This window comes from Serratia plymuthica (assembly GCF_018336935.1).
Taxonomy (GTDB): domain Bacteria; phylum Pseudomonadota; class Gammaproteobacteria; order Enterobacterales; family Enterobacteriaceae; genus Serratia; species Serratia plymuthica_B.
This window is the reverse complement of the sequence record NZ_CP068771.1, coordinates 3,119,874-3,138,312: the sequence shown is the minus strand read 5'-3', so window position 1 is coordinate 3,138,312 and position 18,439 is coordinate 3,119,874. Positions and strand designations below refer to the sequence as shown.

Below are 18,439 nucleotides of genomic sequence, written 5' to 3'. Positions count from 1 at the left end.
CCGATGCGGAGAGAAAACTAAAAATACATCGGGAAGATTTTTCGCGCTAACTTATTGAATCTAAATCACATAAGGATTCGCAAAGAGGCATGAAAACAAGAATTTGGCTCCTCTGACTGGACTCGAACCAGTGACATACGGATTAACAGTCCGCCGTTCTACCGACTGAACTACAGAGGAATCGTGTGAACGGGGCGAATAATAGCGGTGTGGCCCGGGCTTGTAAAGCGTGAAAACGTCTCGCCGTTCCGTTTGCTGCAAGATTATTCAACCTGCTGCTTTTTATCGCTTTTATTGGTGCAGCGCTGCACAACGGCCCACGGCTGGCCGCGAGATGCCTTATGGTGGTGCAAGCTTTCGTCACCGGCCGCCGGTTGCCTGTCGGTGTCAGGTTGCGCAAATATCATTTTTTCTTATTTTTCCGTCGATTAGTTAGCGCTTTCTCTTATTCCGTGACGCTGGCCCGGATTTTGCAGTTCTGTTGTCAACATGGCTTTGCCATACGCAGTTCAGCGGCTCGACGGAGGCAATATGAATCTCAGACGTCTAAAATATTTCGTGAAAATCGTCGATATCGGCAGCCTGACCCAGGCGGCGGAGGTGCTGCATATCGCGCAGCCCGCACTCAGCCAACAGTTGGCGACGCTGGAAGGGGAGCTGAAGCAACAATTGCTGATCCGCACCAAGCGCGGCGTGCAGCCCACCGAAGCCGGCAATATTCTCTATGCCCACGCCCAAACCATTCTGCGCCAGTGCGAACAGGCGCAAAGCGCAGTCATCGGCGCAGGCCAGGCGGTGAGCGGGCAGGTTTCCGTCGGGCTGGCGCCGGGCAGCATGGCTGCGCAACTGGCGCTGCCGTTGTTGCAGGCGGTGCGTGACCGCCATCCCGGGATTTTACTCAGCCTGAACGAGAACATAGGTTCGATGCTGGCCGGGCAGGTGGCGAGCCAGAGCCTGGATATGGCGGTGATCTACGGCGCTAAAATGCCCGCTGGCCTGCAGGCCACGGCATTGATGAAAGAAGATCTGTATCTGGTGGCGACGCGAGCGGTGCCAAGCCCCGGTAATAGCGTCGATCTGTTGGACGTGGCGCGGCTGAATCTGTTCCTGCCGCGCGAAGGCGATGTGGTGCGCACGCAGGTCGACGAAGCGATGGCGCTGCGCAAGCTGGCCGCCAACGTGATTGGCGAAATCGAATCCCCCGGCACGCTGAGCGCGGCTATCGCCAGCGGCCTGGGCGCGACCATTCTGCCGGAATCCGTTGCACGGGCGATGATTGGCCCGGCCAAGGCGTGGATGGCGCGTATCGCCGCTCCGGCGCTGAGCGTGCCGCTTTCACTGTGCATTTCCAGCCAACAATCGCTTTCCACACCGGCGTTGGTGGTGAAGGATATCTTGCTGTCGATTGCCGTGAGTCGCAGCCAGGAAAAACGCACGCTGGCGCTGGTGCAATAAGGGATTTGAAAAAGGCCCACGCGCGGTGGGCCTGAAGGGCAGGTTAGCGGAACGGCGGCTCGTTGAAGGTGCGCAGTTTGCGCGAATGCAGCTTGTCGCCTTCGGCGCGCAACAGATCGATGGCGCAAATGCCGATCTGCAGGTGTTCCGAGATCGCCCCCTCATAGAAGCGGTTGGCCTGGCCCGGCAGCTTGATCTCGCCGTGCAGCGGCTTGTCGGAAACGCACAGCAGCGTGCCGTAAGGCACCCGGAAGCGGTACCCCTGCGCCGCGATGGTGGCGCTTTCCATATCCACCGCCACTGCGCGGCTGAGGTTAAAGCGCAGCGCCGAGGCAGAGTAGCGCAGCTCCCAGTTGCGATCGTCCGTGGTCACCACCGTGCCGGTGCGCAGGCGCTGTTTCACCTCTTCGCCCGGCATGCCGCTGACCATTTTGGTGGCGTCATACAGCGCGCGCTGCACTTCGGCAATGCTCGGGATCGGGATATCCGGCGGCAGCACAGCGTCCAGCACGTGATCGTCACGCAGATAGGCGTGGGCCAGCACGTAGTCGCCGATCGACTGGCTTTCGCGCAGCCCGCCGCAGTGGCCAATCATCAGCCAGGCGCTGGGGCGCAGCACCGCCAGATGGTCGCAAATGGTTTTGGCGTTGGACGGGCCGACGCCGATGTTGATCAGCGTAATGCCCTGGCCGTTGCGCGAAATCAGGTGGTAGGCCGGCATCTGGTGGTTTTTCCAGGCCAGATCGGACACCGCCTGTTCCGGCGCGGTGGTATCCGGCGTGATATAAATGCCGCCGGCGCTGGACAGCGCAATATAAGGGCTGTCCGGGTTGGCTATCTCGGCGCAGGCCCAGCGGACAAATTCATCCACATAGCGGGTGTAGTTGGTGAACAGCACGAAGGGCTGGAAATGCTCCACCGGGGTGCCGGTATAGTGCCGCAGCCGCGCCAGCGAGAAATCGGCCCGCAGCGCGTCGAAGTGCGACAACGGAAAGGTGCTGGTGGCGTTGAACAGGCCGTCGGCGGTTTCATCGCCGATCTGCGCCAGCTCGGTGGTGGGGAAATGCTGCGCGAGGCTGGCGCTCATCGAGCGATCCAGCATCAGGTTCGAGCCGTCAATCACATACGGGAAAGGGATCTCCTGCTGCGAAGGCGCCACTTCGATATGGGCGTCGTAGTCGTGCGCCAGCATTGCCAGTTGCTCGGTCAAATAGCTGCGAAACAGCTGCGGGCGGGTAATGGTGGTGGTGTAGCGGCCGGTATGGGTAAAACGGCCGAAGGCGCGGGTTTTGCTCTGGCCGGTTTTTTGGCCGTCCCAACTTACGCGCAGTTCTGGGTAGACGAACAGCCCCGCGGCGCGGGTTTGTATGTCGGGCAGGCCGCCGTGGCTGATAAAATCGCCCACCGCCTGGCGCAGCGCGGTAACCGAGGCATCATACAGCGCTTCCAACTGGTCGATCGCCTGAGCGGGGGTAAGGCCGGTGCCGGATTGGTGACTACTCATTCTCTCTCCTTGGTTCTCCCGTCCCTGCGGCGGGAGGCATGCCGATATACCCTTCATATTTGACGTTACCTCTGCGTTGGCGGCGAGCGCTCGCTGCCTTGAGGTAATGCCAACTATTTTTGTTATAGCAATGTATCACAACAGGTTAGCTGAAGATGGGCGCAAAAGCTTTGCCGAAATAGGGCCGGGGAAAAACTAAAGCGCAGCGGCAGGGCTGCCGCTGCGGCGTTGAGATCAGGAGGCCGGCGCTGCCTGTTCCACCTTCAGCGAAACCAGGCCAATACCGCGTTTTTTCGGGGTAAAGCCGCCGCTGGCGCCTTCCTGCGGTTCGGTCGGGGCGGGTGGCGTGATGCTGATGTTTTGCGCGCCGCCGGGGTTGTTGAAGCGCAGGGTGACGGTGGTGTCCTGCTCGCCGAGCGACACGAACTGCTCTTGGTCGCCCACGCGCACCGAGATCGGCGCGCCGACGTTTTTGCCGTAGGCGCGGGCGCGCAGCACCAGATCGAAGGTCGGCGGCAGCGGGGCGACATAGTCGATGTTGACCGCCGGCGCGAGGTTGGCGTCCGACCAGCGCCCCCAGTCTTCGACGCTGGAAACGCCGGTGATCGCCTTCACCTGTTGCGGCATGCCCGGCAGCATAAAGGCGATGGCGTCCGCCTGATATTTAACGGCGGCGTCGTCCACCTTCAGTTTGTCGACGGCGTTCTGGTAGGCGGCAACGCTGTCCGCTGCAGGCTCGGTAAAGCTGACTTTGCCGCGATAGCTGCCGCCTTTGGCCTGCACGATATGCGGCGGGGCGGCCAGATTGCCGGAGGCCACGCAGGTGTCGGTGCTCAGCGCCAGTTCGGGCGCCCACACCCGGCCAATCTCATAGCATTTATCTACCCAAACAAACTTTTCGCCCGCCCCCAGGCCGGCGAGCTGCTTTTTCAGCGGTGTGGAAAGATAGACGTTAAACATGGGTTCGATTTTATTGTCCGTCACCTTGAGGATAAACGGCACCTTAAAGCTGATGCCGGAGAAGGTGAAGCTGTTGCGCTGGGCATCCAGCTGATAGTCGGAAATGCTGTTCGGGAAGCCCCATTGCTTCACCACTGCCGGTTTCCAGCCGTTGATTTTTTCTTCGATATTCAGGAAGACGGTAGCCAGCGTAGGGCTGGACAGGCTGCTGCGGCCGAGGCCGATATAGTTGTCGCCGCCCATCACGTCCAGCACGGTGGCGCCGTTGTCCAGCGTGCTGCGCTTTTCGTTATGCTGCGCGCTTTGCGGCTGCCTGCCGTCGATAATAAAGAACAGGTTGCGGCGCTTTTGTTTGGTCAGAATGTCGTAGGCGGTGTTGTTCATCGCCAGATGATCGGAGGACACCACGATCACGGTGTTTTTGAAATATTCGGACCCTTTGATTTTGTCGATCAGGGCCGCGATATGCTGCTGGCTACAGGCTACCGCGCTCAACGAACGGTTCTCTTTGTTCTGCCGGCTATAAGATTTTTTACTGCAGCTCGCAGAGATAAAGCCGTCCGGGTGGTGGGTATCCACGGTCAGCGCAAACAGCGAGAACTTCTTGTTCTGCTGCGACAGTTCGACGAACTTGTCGAAAACCACGTCCAGCACGGTATCGTCGTACCAGCCCCAGTCATTCTTGTAGCCCGGATCGCGGACCTGTTCGCGCAACTCCTTGTAGCCGTAGGCGTGGTCAAAACCGTGCGATTTCAGGAAGGTGTCTTTCCCGGCGAAGGCCAGCTCGGCGCCCTGATAGAAATAATTGTCGTAGCCGGCGGATTTCAGCACGTCGCCCAGGCAGACGTTTTCCGGGTAAAAGGTGGAAACGGCGCTGGAGGCGTTACCGTCGAACGGGGCGAACAGCGGAATGCCGCACTGCGAAGCCACCATGCCGGCAATGGTATAGCCGGTGCCCGGCAACTGTTGGGTATTGCTGAAGTCGATGCCGCTTTCACGGTGCCGATTCAGCTCGTCGGCGAGATCGGGAAAGATTTCCGGGTCGAAATAGGTGCGCTCAAGGCTTTCGGCATAGATGTACACCAGGTTCGGCGCTTTGCCCTGCAGGCTCTTTTTCGGCGCTTTGTAATAGGTGTAAAAATCGGCGGTGTCGCCGGTAATCTGGCTTCTGAGCAGCAGCGAAATATCCTGAAAAGCCGGGGTGGTGCCGACGGAGAACAGCGCCAGCAGCACGGCGAGCACGCTGTAAACCACGCTGCTGCCTTTCGCTTTGTGGCGCACCAGGCTCCAGGCCAGCACGGCGAAAATCAGCGCCAGCACCGCCAGCAGGCCGATAAACGGCAGCACGTATTTGCTGACGCCGGCCCCTTTCATGCTGCTGGTGAGGGTGTAGATCACCGCATCGGTGATGCCGTCGCCGGTAAAATAGTTACTGGCGATTAGAATAACGTTGAGGATCAGATAGCTGCCGAGCAGGATCAGTAAAATGGACAGCCACCAGCGGTTGGCTGCGGCCTTGTTCCGGTAGATCAAAATTGAGGCTAAAAAAAGTGCAAACGAGACTAATGCTGAAACCATCCACCGTACCCTGTCTGATAAAAAGAAAATCTTAACTGCCCTGGCAAAGGCTGCCGACCCTGTCGAAGCGCGAAAGAGGAAGGGTATGCACCCTAAATAATTCGAGTTGCAGGAAGGCGGTAACTGAACGAGTCCCGATGAGCTTACTAAAGTAAGTGATTCGGGTGAGTAAAGGCGACCAACGCTACTGCGGCTCGAAGTATGACGGGTATAGCGCATTGAACGCGCCAGGGTCAATGCGCGTTTGCGCAACGGGGGGGCCGCCAGGCGTGAATGAACAAATTTGTGACAATATTGTGACCATAGTCACTCCTGAGAGGCGTGGAGCGCTGAAATATTGCTCAGCGGGCATTTGGCTCTACCATTAATGAATGGCGCTGATTGCAGACCGGCGAGGCGCATTAACCTGTTCAGGAGAAAACATGCAGAGCATTTCCACCACCGTACTGGATGATTTGGCGCCGCAGGGCGTACTGCGCGCGGCGATCAATTTAGGCAATCCGGTGCTGGCGCAACGGGGGCCGGATGGAGAACCGCAGGGCGTGTCGGTCACGCTGGCCGGCGCGCTGGCGCATGAGCTGGGCGTGGCGCTGGAGCTGGTGACCTATGATGCGGCGGGCAAGGTTTTCGCCGCGCTGGAAACCGCCGCCTGGGATGTCGCCTTTATGGCCATCGAACCGGTGCGCGCGGAGCAAATCGCCTTCAGCGCGCCTTACGTCATCATCGAAGGCACCTACCTGGTGGCGCAAGAGGCGCCTTATCGCCAGGTCGCCGAGCTCGACAAGCCTGGCCTGCGCATTGCGGTGGGCAAGGGCGCGGCCTATGACCTGTACCTGTCGCGCACCTTAAAGCAGGCGCAACTGGTGCGTGCGGAGACTTCTCCCGCAGCGATAAGCTTATTCTTCGAACAGGGGTTGGACGCCGCTGCGGGCGTGCGTCAACCGCTGCTGGCCGCCGCTGCGGCAAACCCGGGCTACCGGGTGCTGGACGGGTATTTTACCGCGATTCACCAGGCGATGGCGGTGCCGCGCGGTAAAGAGCAGGGGGCGGCGTATGTGCGCTGTTTTGTGGAAAGATGCAAAGCCAGCGGCTTGGTGCAGCAGGCGCTGAGGCGCAGCGGCCAGGGCGATGTGACGGTGGCCCCTGCGGCGTGAGGCGCTTGGCTAGGGCTTTGGTGGTTCAGGGGGAGGGGCGCTGCATGCAGCGCCCTTGCGGATAACCCTTAATGCAGTTCCACGGCGTATTGTTCCACCGGGGTGATTTTCTTGATCAGCTTATTGTCGAACAGGAACTGCTCGTAAGCCTGGTAGCGCGCGGTATCCAGCTTGGCCGGATGGGTGGCGAACAGCGGTAAACTCGCCTGCCACGCCTGTTTGTTCAGTTCGGTGTTCAGCTCCGGATGGGTTTTGGCGAATGCCAGCCAGGTTTCCTGTGGGTGAGCCTGCAGGTAGTCGTTGCCTTTTTTCAGCGCGACGAGGAATTTCTTGATCTTCGGTTCGGCGACCGCGTCGCGGTTGGCGACGATGATCAGTTCGTCATAGGCCGGCACGCCGTAGTCTTCGACGTTGAACACCACCGGCTTTTTCCCCTGCAGTTTCAACTCCAGCGCTTCAATGTTGCGATAGCCGCCGATCACCGCATCGACCTGGCCCGCCAGCAGGGCGCTGGTCAGTTGGAAATTGACGTTAATCAGCTTCATGTCGTTCGGGTCGAGATGCGAATGTTTGGCCATGGTTGCCAGCGTGGCCTGCTCGATGCCGCTGACGGAATAGCCGATCTTTTTGCCCTTGAGATCCGCCGGCGAGGTGATGCTTTTATCCAGCGTCATCAGGGTATTGAGCGGCGAGTTAATCAGGGTGCCCACGCGCACCAGCGGCAGGCCCTGATCGGCGAAGAAGTGCAGTTGCGGCTGATAGGTGATGGCGAGATCGGCCTGTTTTGCCGCCACCAGGCGCGGCGGCAGCGCCGGATCGGAAGGGGGCACAATCTTGACCTCGAGGCCTTCAGCCTTGAAGGCGCCAATCTGCTCGGCCACCATGATGGGCGCGTGATCGGGATTGATATACCAGTCGAGCACCAGCGTCAGTTTTTCGGCGGCGGTGGCCTGGCCAGCCAGAGCGGCGCTGAGTATCAGCCCGCAGAGGGTCTTTTTAATCATGGTTGGTTCCTTATTATTCAAAGGTTATACCCTAAACAGTTCGAGTTGCAGGAAGGCAGCCAACACACCTGTAACTTGACATATGACGGGGATATCAGTCGTTTTCCGGCGCCCAGTCGATCAGGCGCAGCAGCAGCGCATCCACCGTCATCCACAGCAAGACGGTCATCAGCACCAGAATAAACAGCGCGGCGAAGCAGACGTCGGTCTGCATGCGCGCGTTGGCGTTCAACATCACGTAGCCCAACCCTTCCGCCGAGCCGACCCATTCGCCGATAATCGCGCCGATGGGCGCGACGGCGGCGGCCATGCGCAACCCGGAACCAAAGGCCGGCAGCGCCGCCATCAGCCGCACATGGCGCAGTTGCGCCCAGGGGGAAGCGCGCATGGTGCGGGCCAGATCGAGATAATCGTTATTGACCCGGCGCAGCCCATCAAAGAACGCGGAGGTGACCGGGAAGAAGATCACCAGTACCGCCATCGCCACTTTGGCGCTCATGCCAAAGCCGAACCACAGCACCAGCAGCGGCGCCAGCGCAAATACCGGTATCGCCTGGCTGGTCAGCACCAGCGGCATCAACCAGCGTTGCAGCCGGGGCGAATAGATCATGCACAGCGCCAGCGCGGCGCCGAGCAATACCCCAATCCCCAGCCCGCAGGCAATCTCCGAGGCGGTGATCAGCGTGTGATAAGCGAGATAGGCGCGCCCGCTCCACAGTGCCTGCGCCACCGCAGAAGGCGAAGGCAGCAAAAAGGCGGGAATATCGCCCAAGGTGATGAGCCACCACAGCAGCAGCAAACCGGCGAACGCCGTCAGGCTGCGGCGCACTCGCGCCAGGCGGTTTTCAACCCGTAGCTTCATTCGGCGGCCCTCATCAGTTGCTGCAACAGCTCGCCCTGGCTTTTCAGCAGATGGGGATCGTCCGGCGCGCGCGGCGGCAGGCCGCTGATGACATGCGTATCGTCAATGCCGGCGGGGTAGCGGGAGAGCACCAGCAGGCGGTGGCTCAGGCGACAGGCTTCCATCGGATCATGGGTAATCAGCAGCACGGTATGCTGCGCCAACAGCTCGGCCGCCAGGGTTTGGATCATGGCGCGGGTAATGGCGTCCAGCGCCGAGAAGGGCTCGTCCATCAGCACAATCGGCTGGCGTTCATACAGCGTGCGCGCGATGGCGGCGCGCTGGCGCATGCCGCCGGACAACGCCGAGGGCAGAGCCTTGGCGTAACCGCTCAGCCCAACGCGCTCGAGCAGATGCGCGGCCCATTCCCGGTCGGCTTTTTCACCGCGCAGCCGCGCGCCGAGGCTGATATTTTCGGCGACGGTCAGCCACGGATAGAGCAGGTCTTTTTGCCCCATATAGGCGATGCGGCCGGCTATCGGCAGGCCGTCGCTGCCGGTCACTTCACCGGCGGTAGGCTGCATCAGCCCGGCGATAATCTTCAGCAGGCTGGTTTTGCCTGCGCCGCTGGCGCCGAGCAGGGCGACGACGCTGCCGCCGGCAATCTCGAAACTCAGCCGATCGAAAATCACCTGCCGGCCAAAGCGCAGGCTGAGATCCCGCACCTGAATGCCGGGCGGCGCGATGCGGTCACTCATGAGGCGTTCAACCCCATCTGCCAGAAGGCGGACTCCAGCCGGGTGGCGGTGGTGAAAATCGCCGCAAGCTCGGTAAAGCGGCTTTCTGCGCCACGCTGGTGGCCCACGCGCTCCAGCAGATCGAGGGCCGCCTGCACGCCGGCCAGATAGTTTTTATCGCCATAGTTGCGGATCCACGAGGCGTAAGGATTGCCCTCCATCACCGTCGCCGGGTCGTCAAGCAGGCGCAGGCCAATCTCGGCATAGCCTGCGACGCAGGGCATCAGCGCCGCCAGCAGATCCAGCGCATCGCCGGAGTGGCCGATATCGAGCACATAGCGGGTGTAGTTCAGGGTTTCCGCCGCCTCGGGTTCGGCGGCAATCTCGGGTTCGCCCAGCCCCCAACCGGCGCAGTAAGCCAGATGCAAAGGCAGCTCGGCGACGATGGCATTGAGCGAAGCGGTGGCCGCGCGCATCTCCGGCAGCGTGCGCAGCTTGCTTACCAGCAGGGCGTAGGCACGGGCGAAGTGGATCAGGAACAGATAATCCTGGGTCAGATAGCGGCGGAACGCCGATTCAGGCAGCGTGCCGGCGGCCAGTTGCTGAATAAAAGGGTGGGCAACGTAGTCCTGCCAGTCCGCGCCCGCCTGTTGGCGCAGCCGTCCGTAAAGACCGTTCTCGAAAAGGGGAGTAAACATGGGACCTCCAAAAGTGAGTGGAGATCCGGGCGCGCTGAGGTATGAACAGGCAATGACCGAGAGTGATTGCCGACCCGTCCCTTCGCTGGCATGACCCAGATCAGGTTCAAAGGGTTCGGCTTGCGCCATCTCAGCCCGTAACAGGACACCCCTCGGAGGAGCCTGTTATACGATATTTGCTTTTTGATTACAATGCTCGGACGAGGGGGAGCGGCGGGGCGGCAATCGGTTCGTTTAGTGCGGTTCGCGACGATTTCTCTGGCACTGGCGGCGGCATTTTTGCACTGTAATCCGGTAATGTTGACTCTGAGGAACACTCCCATGAAGAAGATCGGCTTTCTCTCTTTTGGTCACTGGACGCCTTCGGCACAGTCCGGTACCCGTTCGGCGGCGGATGCGCTGCTGCAATCCATCGATCTTGCGGTCGCCGCAGAGGAGCTTGGGGCGGACGGCGCCTATTTCCGCGTGCATCACTTCGCCCGCCAGCTCAGCTCCCCGTTCCCGCTGTTGGCCGCCGTCGGCGCCAAAACCCAACGCATTGAGATCGGCACCGGCGTGATTGATATGCGCTATGAAAACCCGCTTTATATGGTGGAAGACGCCGGATCCGCCGATCTGATTTCCGGCGGGCGGCTGCAACTCGGCATCAGCCGCGGCTCGCCTGAGCAGGTTATCGAAGGCTGGCGCTATTTTGGCTATACGCCCGCAGAAGGCGAGACCGAGGCCGATATGGCCCGTCGCCACACCGAGGTGCTGCTCGATGCGCTGCGCGGTGAGGGCTTCGCCGAGCCGAACCCGCAGCCGATGTTCCCTAATCCGCCGGGGCTGCTGCGCATAGAACCTTTCTCCGCCGGCCTGCGCGATCGCATCTGGTGGGGCGCCAGCTCCAACGCCACGGCGGTGTGGGCGGCAAAACTGGGGATGAACCTGCAAAGCTCGACGCTGAAAAACGACGAAACCGGCGAACCCTTCCACATTCAGCAGGCCAAGCAGATCCGCGCTTATCGCGCCGCCTGGAAGGAAGCGGGCCACCTGCGTGAACCGCGCGTGTCGGTAAGCCGCAGCATCTTTGCGCTGATGAACCAGCAGGATCGCAGCTACTTCGGCGGCAGCGGCAAGGAAGGCGATCAGGTCGGGTATATCGACCAGCAAACCCGGGCGATTTTCGGCCGCAGCTACGCCGCCGAGCCGGAAGAACTGATCAAACAGCTGGCGCAGGACGAAGCCATTGCCGAAGCGGATACTTTGCTGTTGACCGTGCCTAACCAGTTGGGCGTCGATTACAACGCGCACGTGATTGAGTCGATCCTCAGCCATGTCGCCCCGGCGCTGGGCTGGCGTTGAGGTTTCAAAAATAAAAGGAAGCTGACCATGTCCCGTATTTTCATTACCGGCTCGGCGGACGGGCTGGGGCGCGCGGCGGCGGAAACCCTGCTGGGCGAAGGGCATCAGGTGATCGTTCACGCGCGTGAGCCTGGCCGGCTCCACGGCGTGCGCGATTTGCTGGACCGCGGCGCGCTGGCGGTCACCGGCGATTTGTCTGATCTGCAGCAGACCCGGGAGGTGGCCGAACAGGTAAACCGCATCGGGCGTCCAGATGCGGTCATTCACAATGCCGGCGTTTTCACCGGGCCGCAGGTGCTGGCGGTCAACGTGATTGCTCCTTATCTGTTGACGGCGCTTATCGCTCGCCCGGCGCGTTTGGTGTATTTGAGCAGCAGCATGCATTTTGACGGCCGCGCCGCGCTGGAAAAGGTGGACTGGCGCGGGCAGACCGGCGTCTCTTATTCGGACAGCAAGCTATTTGTGACGGCGCTCGCCGCCGCCGTAGCCCGCCGTTGGCCGGGCGTGGTCAGCAGCGCGGTCGATCCCGGTTGGGTGCCGACCAAGATGGGCGGCGAAAACGCCCCCGACGATCTGCGCCTGGGGCACCTGACGCAGGAGTGGCTGGTGGCCGGCGCAGATGCGCAGGCCGGCGTTTCCGGCGGTTATTGGCATCACCAGCGCCGTCTGGAACCGCATGCCGCCGCGCGCGATCCGGCTTTTCAGGATGCGCTGTTGGCGGAACTTGAACGCGTGACGGGCGTTGCGCTGGCGATATCCTGAGCGGGAAGCCGGTGGCGGCCAGGGCGATATGGAATGTGCGTTATTGACTTATTTTGCCCAAATTGTATTTTAAGGCCATGCATACATTCCTGATTATCGTCCCCGAAGGGGGCATGCTGTTTGAGTCGGCGGGTATCGCCGACATCCTGATGCAAGCCAATCGCTTGAGGCCTGACGCCGCTCCGCTCTATCGGATTGAGGTCGCCACCACGCAATCTCATCGGGTGGTGCATGGGTCATCCGGATTGAATTTGCTGGCCGATCACCGTCTTTCCGATCTCGACCCTGAACAGAAACGTGACACTGTCATTGTCACCGGAAAGGGGGCGACCGAAGAAGAAGGCACGTTTGTCGCAGGCTGGCTCCGTCGCGCCGCCCCCAACGCACGCCGCATTGCTTCCGTTTGCGGCGGGGCTTTGCTGCTTGCCGAGGCCGGTTTGCTCGAAGGGCGCCGGGCGACGACACACTGGCGCTTGCTGGATACCCTGCAATCCCGTTTCCCGAAGGTGAAGGTCGAAAACGGGCCGATCTACGTTCAGGACGGTCCCGTCTGGACCTCCGGCGGCGTCAGCTCGGGTTTCGATCTCACCCTGGCGCTGGTTGAAGACGATTACGGTTTTATTCAGGCGCGCGAAGTGGCGCAAGACCTGGTGATGTTTCTTCGTCGCCCCGGCGGCCAGTTGCAGTTCAGCCGTTATCCGTTGAATCAGGCCAAAACGCCTGGCCCGATCCGCGATCTCCAGTCCTGGATCCTGGAAAACCTGGACGGCGATCTTTCCGTTGAGAAACTGGCCGAAAAGGTCGCCATGAGCCCGCGAAACTTTACGCGCGTTTTCACCCGCGAGACCGGCATCTCCCCCGCTAAATTCGTTGAAGAAGGGCGTTTGCATACCGCCAGGCAGCGTCTGGAGCAGAGTGCGGAAGGCATCGAGCATATCGCCGTGACCACCGGCTTCGGCAATGGTCTCAACCTGCGGCGCGTGTTCGAAAGAAACCTGCAATTGACGCCTACCGAGTACCGCGATCGTTTTCACTCCCGCAATTTGGCGTAAATTGATCTATAAACGTCATTTACGCCACGCGTCTCTCCCGGCTAGATTGGCAGGCAGAGACAATAACGAAGGAGTAGATCATGGTCAAAGTAGGCATTAACGGTTTCGGCAGAATCGGGCGCAATGTTTTACGTGCGGCGTTAGGGCGCAGTGACTTTCAGGTTGTGGCGATCAACGATTTGACCGACAGCAAAACCCTGGCGCATCTGCTGAAATACGACTCGCTTTCCGGCACCTTGGCCGCCAGCGTCGAGGCCGGTGAAAACCAGTTGCTGTTGGATGGCAGGCCGATTCATGTTTTCTCTGAAAGAGATCCTGGCGCAATCCCCTGGAAAAGCGTCGGCGTTGACATAGTGATCGAAGCGACGGGTTTCTTTACCGACAAAAGCCAGGCTGAAGTGCACATCACGAAAGGCGGCGCCAAGCGCGTTATCATCTCGGCACCGGCAAAAAACGACGATATCACCCTGGTGATGGGCGTTAACCACCAGGATTACGATCCGGCTAAGCATCGGGTGGTCAGTAACGGCAGTTGCACCACCAACGGGCTGGCGCCTGCCGCGCAGGTGTTGCATCAGACCTTCGGCATCGAATACGGCCTGATGAACACCACCCACGCCTACACCAATAGCCAGGCGCTGCACGATCAGCCGGAAAAAGATTTACGCGGCGCACGGGCCGCCGCTCAGTCGATTGTGCCTTACTCCAGCGGTGCGGCCAAAGCGCTCGGCAAGGTGATCCCGGAGCTGGATGGCCGCCTGACCGGTTACTCGCTGCGGGTGCCGGTCCCTGTGGTGTCTATCGTTGATTTAACGGTGACGTTAAAACGCGAAGCGACGATCGACGAGATCAACGCCGCCTTCCGCCAGGCGGCGGAGTCGGGCCCGCTCAAGGGGATCCTTGGCTACAGCGACGAACCTTTGGTGTCGAGCGATTATAAAGGCGATCCGCGTTCGTCCATTATCGACGGGCTGTCTACCCTGGTTATCGGCGGCAAGCTGGTCAAGATCCTGGCCTGGTACGACAATGAATGGGGCTTCTCTAATCGCCTGGTCGATCTGGCGTTGCTGATGGAAAAACGCGGGTTGTAGGGCCGAAAAGCAGGGGCGCTGCATGCCGCGCCCTTTAGCATGATCAATGGGGTAAATCGGGTCGAACATGTTCGACCCCTGGCGGTTTAGCCCTTAATCGGCTGTATCCGCAGTCTGCCCGGTGCCAAATTACAGCTGCGCGATACGCACTAACTCGTCTTTGGCCCCAGGCGCCGCCGCCAGCACCGGCGCACCGCGCAACAGTTGTTCCCCTTGCGCGTTAAACGGATGCGTCCAGCCACCGGCTTCGTTCACCAGGCAATAACCCGCCAGACAATCCCAGGCGTGCATATAAGGTTCGTAATAACCGACCAGCCGCCCGGCGGCCACCCATGCCAGCATCATGGCACCGGAACCATTGCGGAAGAAATTGCCGCCGACCGCCGTGATCTCGGCGGCGATTTCGCCGACGCGTTCAGGCGCCACATAGCTGTTGGCGCCAAATCCGGTGATGTGGTTCTGCAAGGTACGCGCCGGATCCACATGCAGCGGTTTGCCATTGAGCGTGGCGCCCGCACCTTGCGCCGCGACGAAGCATTCCTGTTGGCAAGGCGCCATGATCACGCCGATCACCGGCTTACCCTGATAAATGACGGCAATGGACACGCACCAGTTCGGCATGCCGTTGACGAAGGGGCTGGTGCCGTCAATCGGATCGACCACCCAGTCATAGCCCGAGCTGCCGGGCTGCAGGCCGAATTCTTCGCCGAGAAAACCGTCGTCCGGGAACCCCTGGGCGATCTGCCCGCGGATCAGCAGCTCGACCTCGCGATCGGCGATCGACACCACATCCTGCGCATCGCGTTTGGTTTCAATCACCAGGCTTTCGCGACGGTTGAAATAGTCCAGCGCTTTGGCTCCCGCCTCGCGCGCCACCCGTTCGGCCAGCGCCAGACGCGGGGAGATTTGTTCATTCATAGCAGATCCTTAACGTTGCGGGCCATCACTGCGCAATCAGCGCCAGCCCCTGAGGTTTGAAATCAATGGCCACGCGCGTGGCCGGCGCCAGTTGGCGCTCCATCTGGACATCGACGATAAACAGGGAGCCGAGGTCGGTCTTCACTTCATACTCGATATGGTCACCGAGCCAGATGCTGTGGGTCACCTCGCCGTTCAATGCACCGGGCTGCTCCGCATGCAGCGTAATAAACTGCGGCCGTACGGACAGTTGCGCAGCGCCGGGGCGCGCTTTGGCGCCCGGCACCCGATATTGGCGGCTACCCAGGCTGATCAGCGCTTCGTCACCTTCCACCCGCTCAATGTCGCAGGGCAGGATATTGGCCTCGCCCATAAAATCGGCGATAAACACCGACGCGGGCGAATGATAAAGCTCCTGCGGCGCACCCTGCTGGGCAATATGCCCTTCTTTCATGACGATAATCTTATCGGACACCGCCAGCGCCTCTTCCTGATCGTGGGTCACGTACACCGCCGTGAACCCGAGGCGCTGTTGCAAATCGCGGATCTCGGTGCGCACGCGGCGGCGTAGCCGCTCGTCAAGATTGGATAGGGGCTCATCGAGCAGCAGCACCTGCGGTTCCAGCACCAGCGCGCGCGCCACCGCGATGCGTTGCTGCTGGCCGCCGGACAGCTCGGCGGGCAGGCGCTTGCCCATGTTTTCCAGCCCGACCAATTTGAGCCCTTCGTGCGCCCGATCCTGCGCTTCTTTGCGCGACAGCTTGCTGGCGAGCAGGCCGTACATCACGTTGTCCAGCGCGTTCATATGCGGGAACAGCGCGTAGGATTGAAACACCATCGCCACGTCGCGCTCGTTGGCGGGCAGATGGGTCACCTCTTTGCCGCCGATCAGGATGCGCCCGGTGGTCGGGTGCTCCAGGCCGGCCAGCAGGCGCAGGGTGGTGGTTTTGCCGCAGCCCGAGGGGCCGAGCAGCGTCACCAGCGTGCCAGGCTCGACGGTGAGCGAGAGGCCGGGCAGGGCGGTGAAATCGGCAAACTGTTTGGTGACGTTTTCAAACACCACCGAGCCGGAACGAATGGCAGTCATACGGCAGTCTCCTGTTGTAAGGCCGGCGGCGACGCCACCGGCGGTGTAGCGATGCGGGATACGCGGCGCAGGCGACGTTCGCCGACCAGCAGTTGGAAAGTGAGGATCACCGCCAGCATCACCACGATAAGCACGGAGGAGTAGGCGATAGCCACGCCGTATTCCCCGTTTTCGACCAGCCCGACGATGTAGGAGGTGGCCATGTTGTACTGGGCGCTGACCAGAAAAATCACCGCGCTGATGGAGGTAATCGCCCGCACGAAGGCATAGACCAGGGCTGCGCTGATGGCGGGTTTCAACAGCGGTAAAATCACTTTGCGCAGGGTGCGGAAGCTGCCGGCGCGCAGCGTCAGCGACGCTTCATCCAGACTGCGGTCCAGTTGGCTCATGGCGGCGATGCCGCCGCGCACGCCCACCGGCATGTTGCGGAACACAAAACAGGCGACCAGGATCAGAGCGGTGCCGGTGATTTCCAGCGGCGGCAGGTTATAAGCCATGATGTAACTGACGCCGATCACCGTGCCGGGGATGGCGAAGCTGAGCATCAACATAAACTCGAAGGTCTGGCGGCCGGCAAACTTCTGCCGCACGATCAGCCAGGCGGTGAGCAGGCCGACGATGGCCGTGAGCGGCGCGGCGATCAGCGCGATTTCCAGGGTGGTCCAGAACGAGTTCCAGGCGACGCCGGTCCAGAGGATTTGGCCGCCGCTCCACTGGAAGCCGAATGCGCGGGTGTAATGCGCCAGGGTCAGGCTGTTGTCCAGCCCCCACGACTGAACGAAACCGCCGATTAAAATCATGCCGTAAACCACCAGCGTGAACAGGCCCCAGGGGATCACCAACCCGTAAACGCCATAGCGCAGCCCGCGCGGCAGGCCGCAGTGCATGCCGGAATCGCCTTTGCCGGTAACGGTGGCGAAGCTTTTGCCTGCCAGCCACAGGCGCTGCAACACAAAGGCGCTGAGGGTAAAGCACAGCAGGATGATCGCCAGCACCGCTGCGCGGCTCGGATCGTTTTGCGCCCCCACCACCGAGAAGAAGATCTCGGTCGAGAGCACGCCGTGGCTGCCGCCGAGCACCATAGGGTTACCGAAATCCGCCATGCTTTCGATAAAACTGATCAGGAAAGCATTGGCCAGGCCGGGCGCCATCAGCGGCAGCGAAACGTAACGGAAGGTGCGCCAGCGGTTGGCGCGCAGCGTTTGCGAGGCCTCTTCCAGCGAAGGGCTGACGCCTTCCACTACGCCAATCAGCACCAAAAAGGCGATCGGGGTAAAGGAAAGCACCTGGGCAATCCAGATCCCGGTCAGGCCGTACAGCCAACGCCCCGGCTCGATGCCGAACAGGGTGGAAAGCAGCTCGGTGACGATGCCGGAACGGCCAAACAGCAGCATCAGCGCCAGGCCAATGACGAACGGCGGCGTGATGATCGGCAGTACGCTGAGCAGGCGCAGCCCTTTCTTGAACGGCAGCGGCGTGCGGGTTGCGGCCAGCGCAAAGGCCAGGCCGAGCAGCGTCGATCCGCCGGCGGTCATCAGCGCCAGCCACAGGGTGCGCCAGGCGGTGCCGCAACTGCCGCCGTTCAGGCAACCGAGGCTCCAGATCGCCGGATCCTGCATATTGGCGATCAGGCCGTCCGGTTTAAACGCGCCGTCAGCGTCCTGCACCGAGGCGACGAACATGCTCAGTACCGGATAAAGCACGAAGGTGCTGACCAACGCGACCAGCAGCACGATCGAGGACACCACAAAGGCATCCCCCTTCAGCACGCCACGCTCGGCCAAGCCAAATGAGAACAGCAGCAAAAACGCGGTGAGCAACGCAATAGCGCCGGCGCCAAAGGCGGGCTGGCCGTCGTCGAGCGCACCAAACAGCTGTTCGCTCCATTGCCAGTTCCAGCCGCTGTAACCGATGGCGTGGCCTTCAAACAGCAGGAAGATGATGCCGATGGCGGCGGCAGACATCAGTAACTGCGAGCGCAATCGGCCCACCTGCAGCAGGCGGCCCAGCGAACAAACCAGCAACAGCAGCAGCGCAATAGCCAACCATGGGCGTTGAAAAACCAGGATTTGCCACAGCGCGGGGGCGCTTTCGCGATCCTGCCACAGCGTATTCAGCCAACTGAAGTCGAAGAATCCGGCTTCCTGGCTGTACCAGGGCAGCAGCAGCAATGCGAGCGCGCCCAGCGCAAGAGCCACGTCTACGCGGCGGTTTTGAGCATTCATCGTAACCTCGATCGTTCATGATTCCTTCT

At 61.0% G+C, this 18,439-nt stretch carries 15 protein-coding genes, 1 tRNA gene and 1 riboswitch; of the genes, 6 read left to right on the top strand and 10 right to left on the bottom strand.

Going from position 1 to position 18,439, the window contains the following annotated elements:
• Positions 1-104 precede the first annotated feature (104 nt).
• A tRNA-Asn gene (locus JK621_RS14625) sits at positions 105-180 on the bottom strand.
• 351 nt (positions 181-531) lie between these two features.
• Here JK621_RS14625 and nac point away from each other — a divergent pair.
• Positions 532-1,455: a nitrogen assimilation transcriptional regulator NAC gene (nac, locus tag JK621_RS14620; protein WP_212556629.1), complete on the top strand. Its 924-nt coding sequence runs from the start codon at positions 532-534 to the stop codon at positions 1,453-1,455.
• Between the two features lie 43 nt (positions 1,456-1,498).
• On the opposite strand, the gene JK621_RS14615 is transcribed toward nac, so the two are convergent.
• Both JK621_RS14615 and opgB read right to left on the bottom strand, forming a co-directional pair.
• Entirely contained in the window at positions 1,499-2,959 is a 1,461-nt protein-coding gene (locus JK621_RS14615; protein ID WP_212556628.1) for an AMP nucleosidase, read from the bottom strand.
• Positions 2,960-3,193: 234 nt separating this feature from the next.
• Positions 3,194-5,497 carry a phosphatidylglycerol--membrane-oligosaccharide glycerophosphotransferase gene (gene opgB / locus JK621_RS14610; RefSeq protein ID WP_212556627.1) on the bottom strand — a complete coding sequence of 768 codons (2,304 nt, stop codon included), beginning with the start codon at positions 5,495-5,497 and terminating at the stop codon, positions 3,194-3,196.
• A 422-nt stretch (positions 5,498-5,919) separates the two neighbouring features.
• Between opgB and JK621_RS14605 the strand changes: the two genes are divergently transcribed.
• Positions 5,920-6,651: an ABC transporter substrate-binding protein gene (locus JK621_RS14605; RefSeq protein ID WP_212556626.1), complete on the top strand. Its 732-nt coding sequence runs from the start codon at positions 5,920-5,922 to the stop codon at positions 6,649-6,651.
• Positions 6,652-6,719: 68 nt separating this feature from the next.
• Here the strand turns inward: JK621_RS14605 and JK621_RS14600 are convergent, their stop codons facing one another.
• The 4 genes from JK621_RS14600 to JK621_RS14585 form a co-directional block, all read right to left on the bottom strand.
• Positions 6,720-7,655: an ABC transporter substrate-binding protein gene (locus tag JK621_RS14600; protein WP_212556625.1), complete on the bottom strand. Its 936-nt coding sequence runs from the start codon at positions 7,653-7,655 to the stop codon at positions 6,720-6,722.
• Between the two features lie 94 nt (positions 7,656-7,749).
• Positions 7,750-8,517, bottom strand: coding sequence for an ABC transporter permease (locus tag JK621_RS14595; protein ID WP_212556624.1), 768 nt, complete (start codon positions 8,515-8,517; stop codon positions 7,750-7,752).
• Positions 8,514-9,254, bottom strand: a complete 741-nt coding sequence (locus tag JK621_RS14590) for an ABC transporter ATP-binding protein (RefSeq protein WP_212556623.1) — start codon at positions 9,252-9,254, stop codon at positions 8,514-8,516. Before JK621_RS14590 ends, JK621_RS14595 begins: the two co-directional genes overlap by 4 nt.
• The gene (locus JK621_RS14585; protein ID WP_212556622.1) at positions 9,251-9,931 is read right to left on the bottom strand and encodes a TenA family protein; all 681 of its coding nucleotides are present in this window, start codon (positions 9,929-9,931) and stop codon (positions 9,251-9,253) included. The genes JK621_RS14590 and JK621_RS14585 overlap by 4 nt, the downstream gene beginning before the upstream one ends.
• A gap of 60 nt (positions 9,932-9,991) precedes the next feature.
• Positions 9,992-10,094: riboswitch (TPP riboswitch) on the bottom strand.
• A 158-nt stretch (positions 10,095-10,252) separates the two neighbouring features.
• On the opposite strand from JK621_RS14585, the gene JK621_RS14580 reads away from it, so the two are divergent.
• From JK621_RS14580 to gap, 4 genes are all read left to right on the top strand, one after another.
• Positions 10,253-11,275 (top strand): LLM class flavin-dependent oxidoreductase, encoded by a 1,023-nt coding sequence (locus JK621_RS14580; protein WP_212556621.1) that lies wholly within the window; start codon positions 10,253-10,255, stop codon positions 11,273-11,275.
• A gap of 27 nt (positions 11,276-11,302) precedes the next feature.
• Positions 11,303-12,037: an SDR family NAD(P)-dependent oxidoreductase gene (locus JK621_RS14575; protein WP_212556620.1), complete on the top strand. Its 735-nt coding sequence runs from the start codon at positions 11,303-11,305 to the stop codon at positions 12,035-12,037.
• A 77-nt stretch (positions 12,038-12,114) separates the two neighbouring features.
• Complete coding sequence (locus JK621_RS14570) at positions 12,115-13,089, top strand: GlxA family transcriptional regulator (RefSeq protein ID WP_212556619.1); 975 nt, start codon at positions 12,115-12,117, stop codon at positions 13,087-13,089.
• A gap of 80 nt (positions 13,090-13,169) precedes the next feature.
• Positions 13,170-14,180, top strand: a complete 1,011-nt coding sequence (gene gap, locus JK621_RS14565; protein ID WP_212556618.1) for a type I glyceraldehyde-3-phosphate dehydrogenase — start codon at positions 13,170-13,172, stop codon at positions 14,178-14,180.
• A gap of 129 nt (positions 14,181-14,309) precedes the next feature.
• Here the strand turns inward: gap and JK621_RS14560 are convergent, their stop codons facing one another.
• The 3 genes from JK621_RS14560 to JK621_RS14550 are packed head-to-tail and all read right to left on the bottom strand — an operon-like array spanning position 14,310 to position 18,410.
• The gene (locus tag JK621_RS14560) at positions 14,310-15,098 is read right to left on the bottom strand and encodes an inositol monophosphatase family protein (RefSeq protein ID WP_212556617.1); all 789 of its coding nucleotides are present in this window, start codon (positions 15,096-15,098) and stop codon (positions 14,310-14,312) included.
• A 25-nt stretch (positions 15,099-15,123) separates the two neighbouring features.
• Positions 15,124-16,185: an ABC transporter ATP-binding protein gene (locus JK621_RS14555; protein ID WP_212556616.1), complete on the bottom strand. Its 1,062-nt coding sequence runs from the start codon at positions 16,183-16,185 to the stop codon at positions 15,124-15,126.
• A complete protein-coding gene (locus JK621_RS14550) occupies positions 16,182-18,410 on the bottom strand; it encodes an ABC transporter permease (protein ID WP_212556615.1) in 2,229 nt (742 codons plus the stop codon). The genes JK621_RS14555 and JK621_RS14550 overlap by 4 nt, the downstream gene beginning before the upstream one ends.
• Positions 18,411-18,439: the final 29 nt, after the last annotated feature.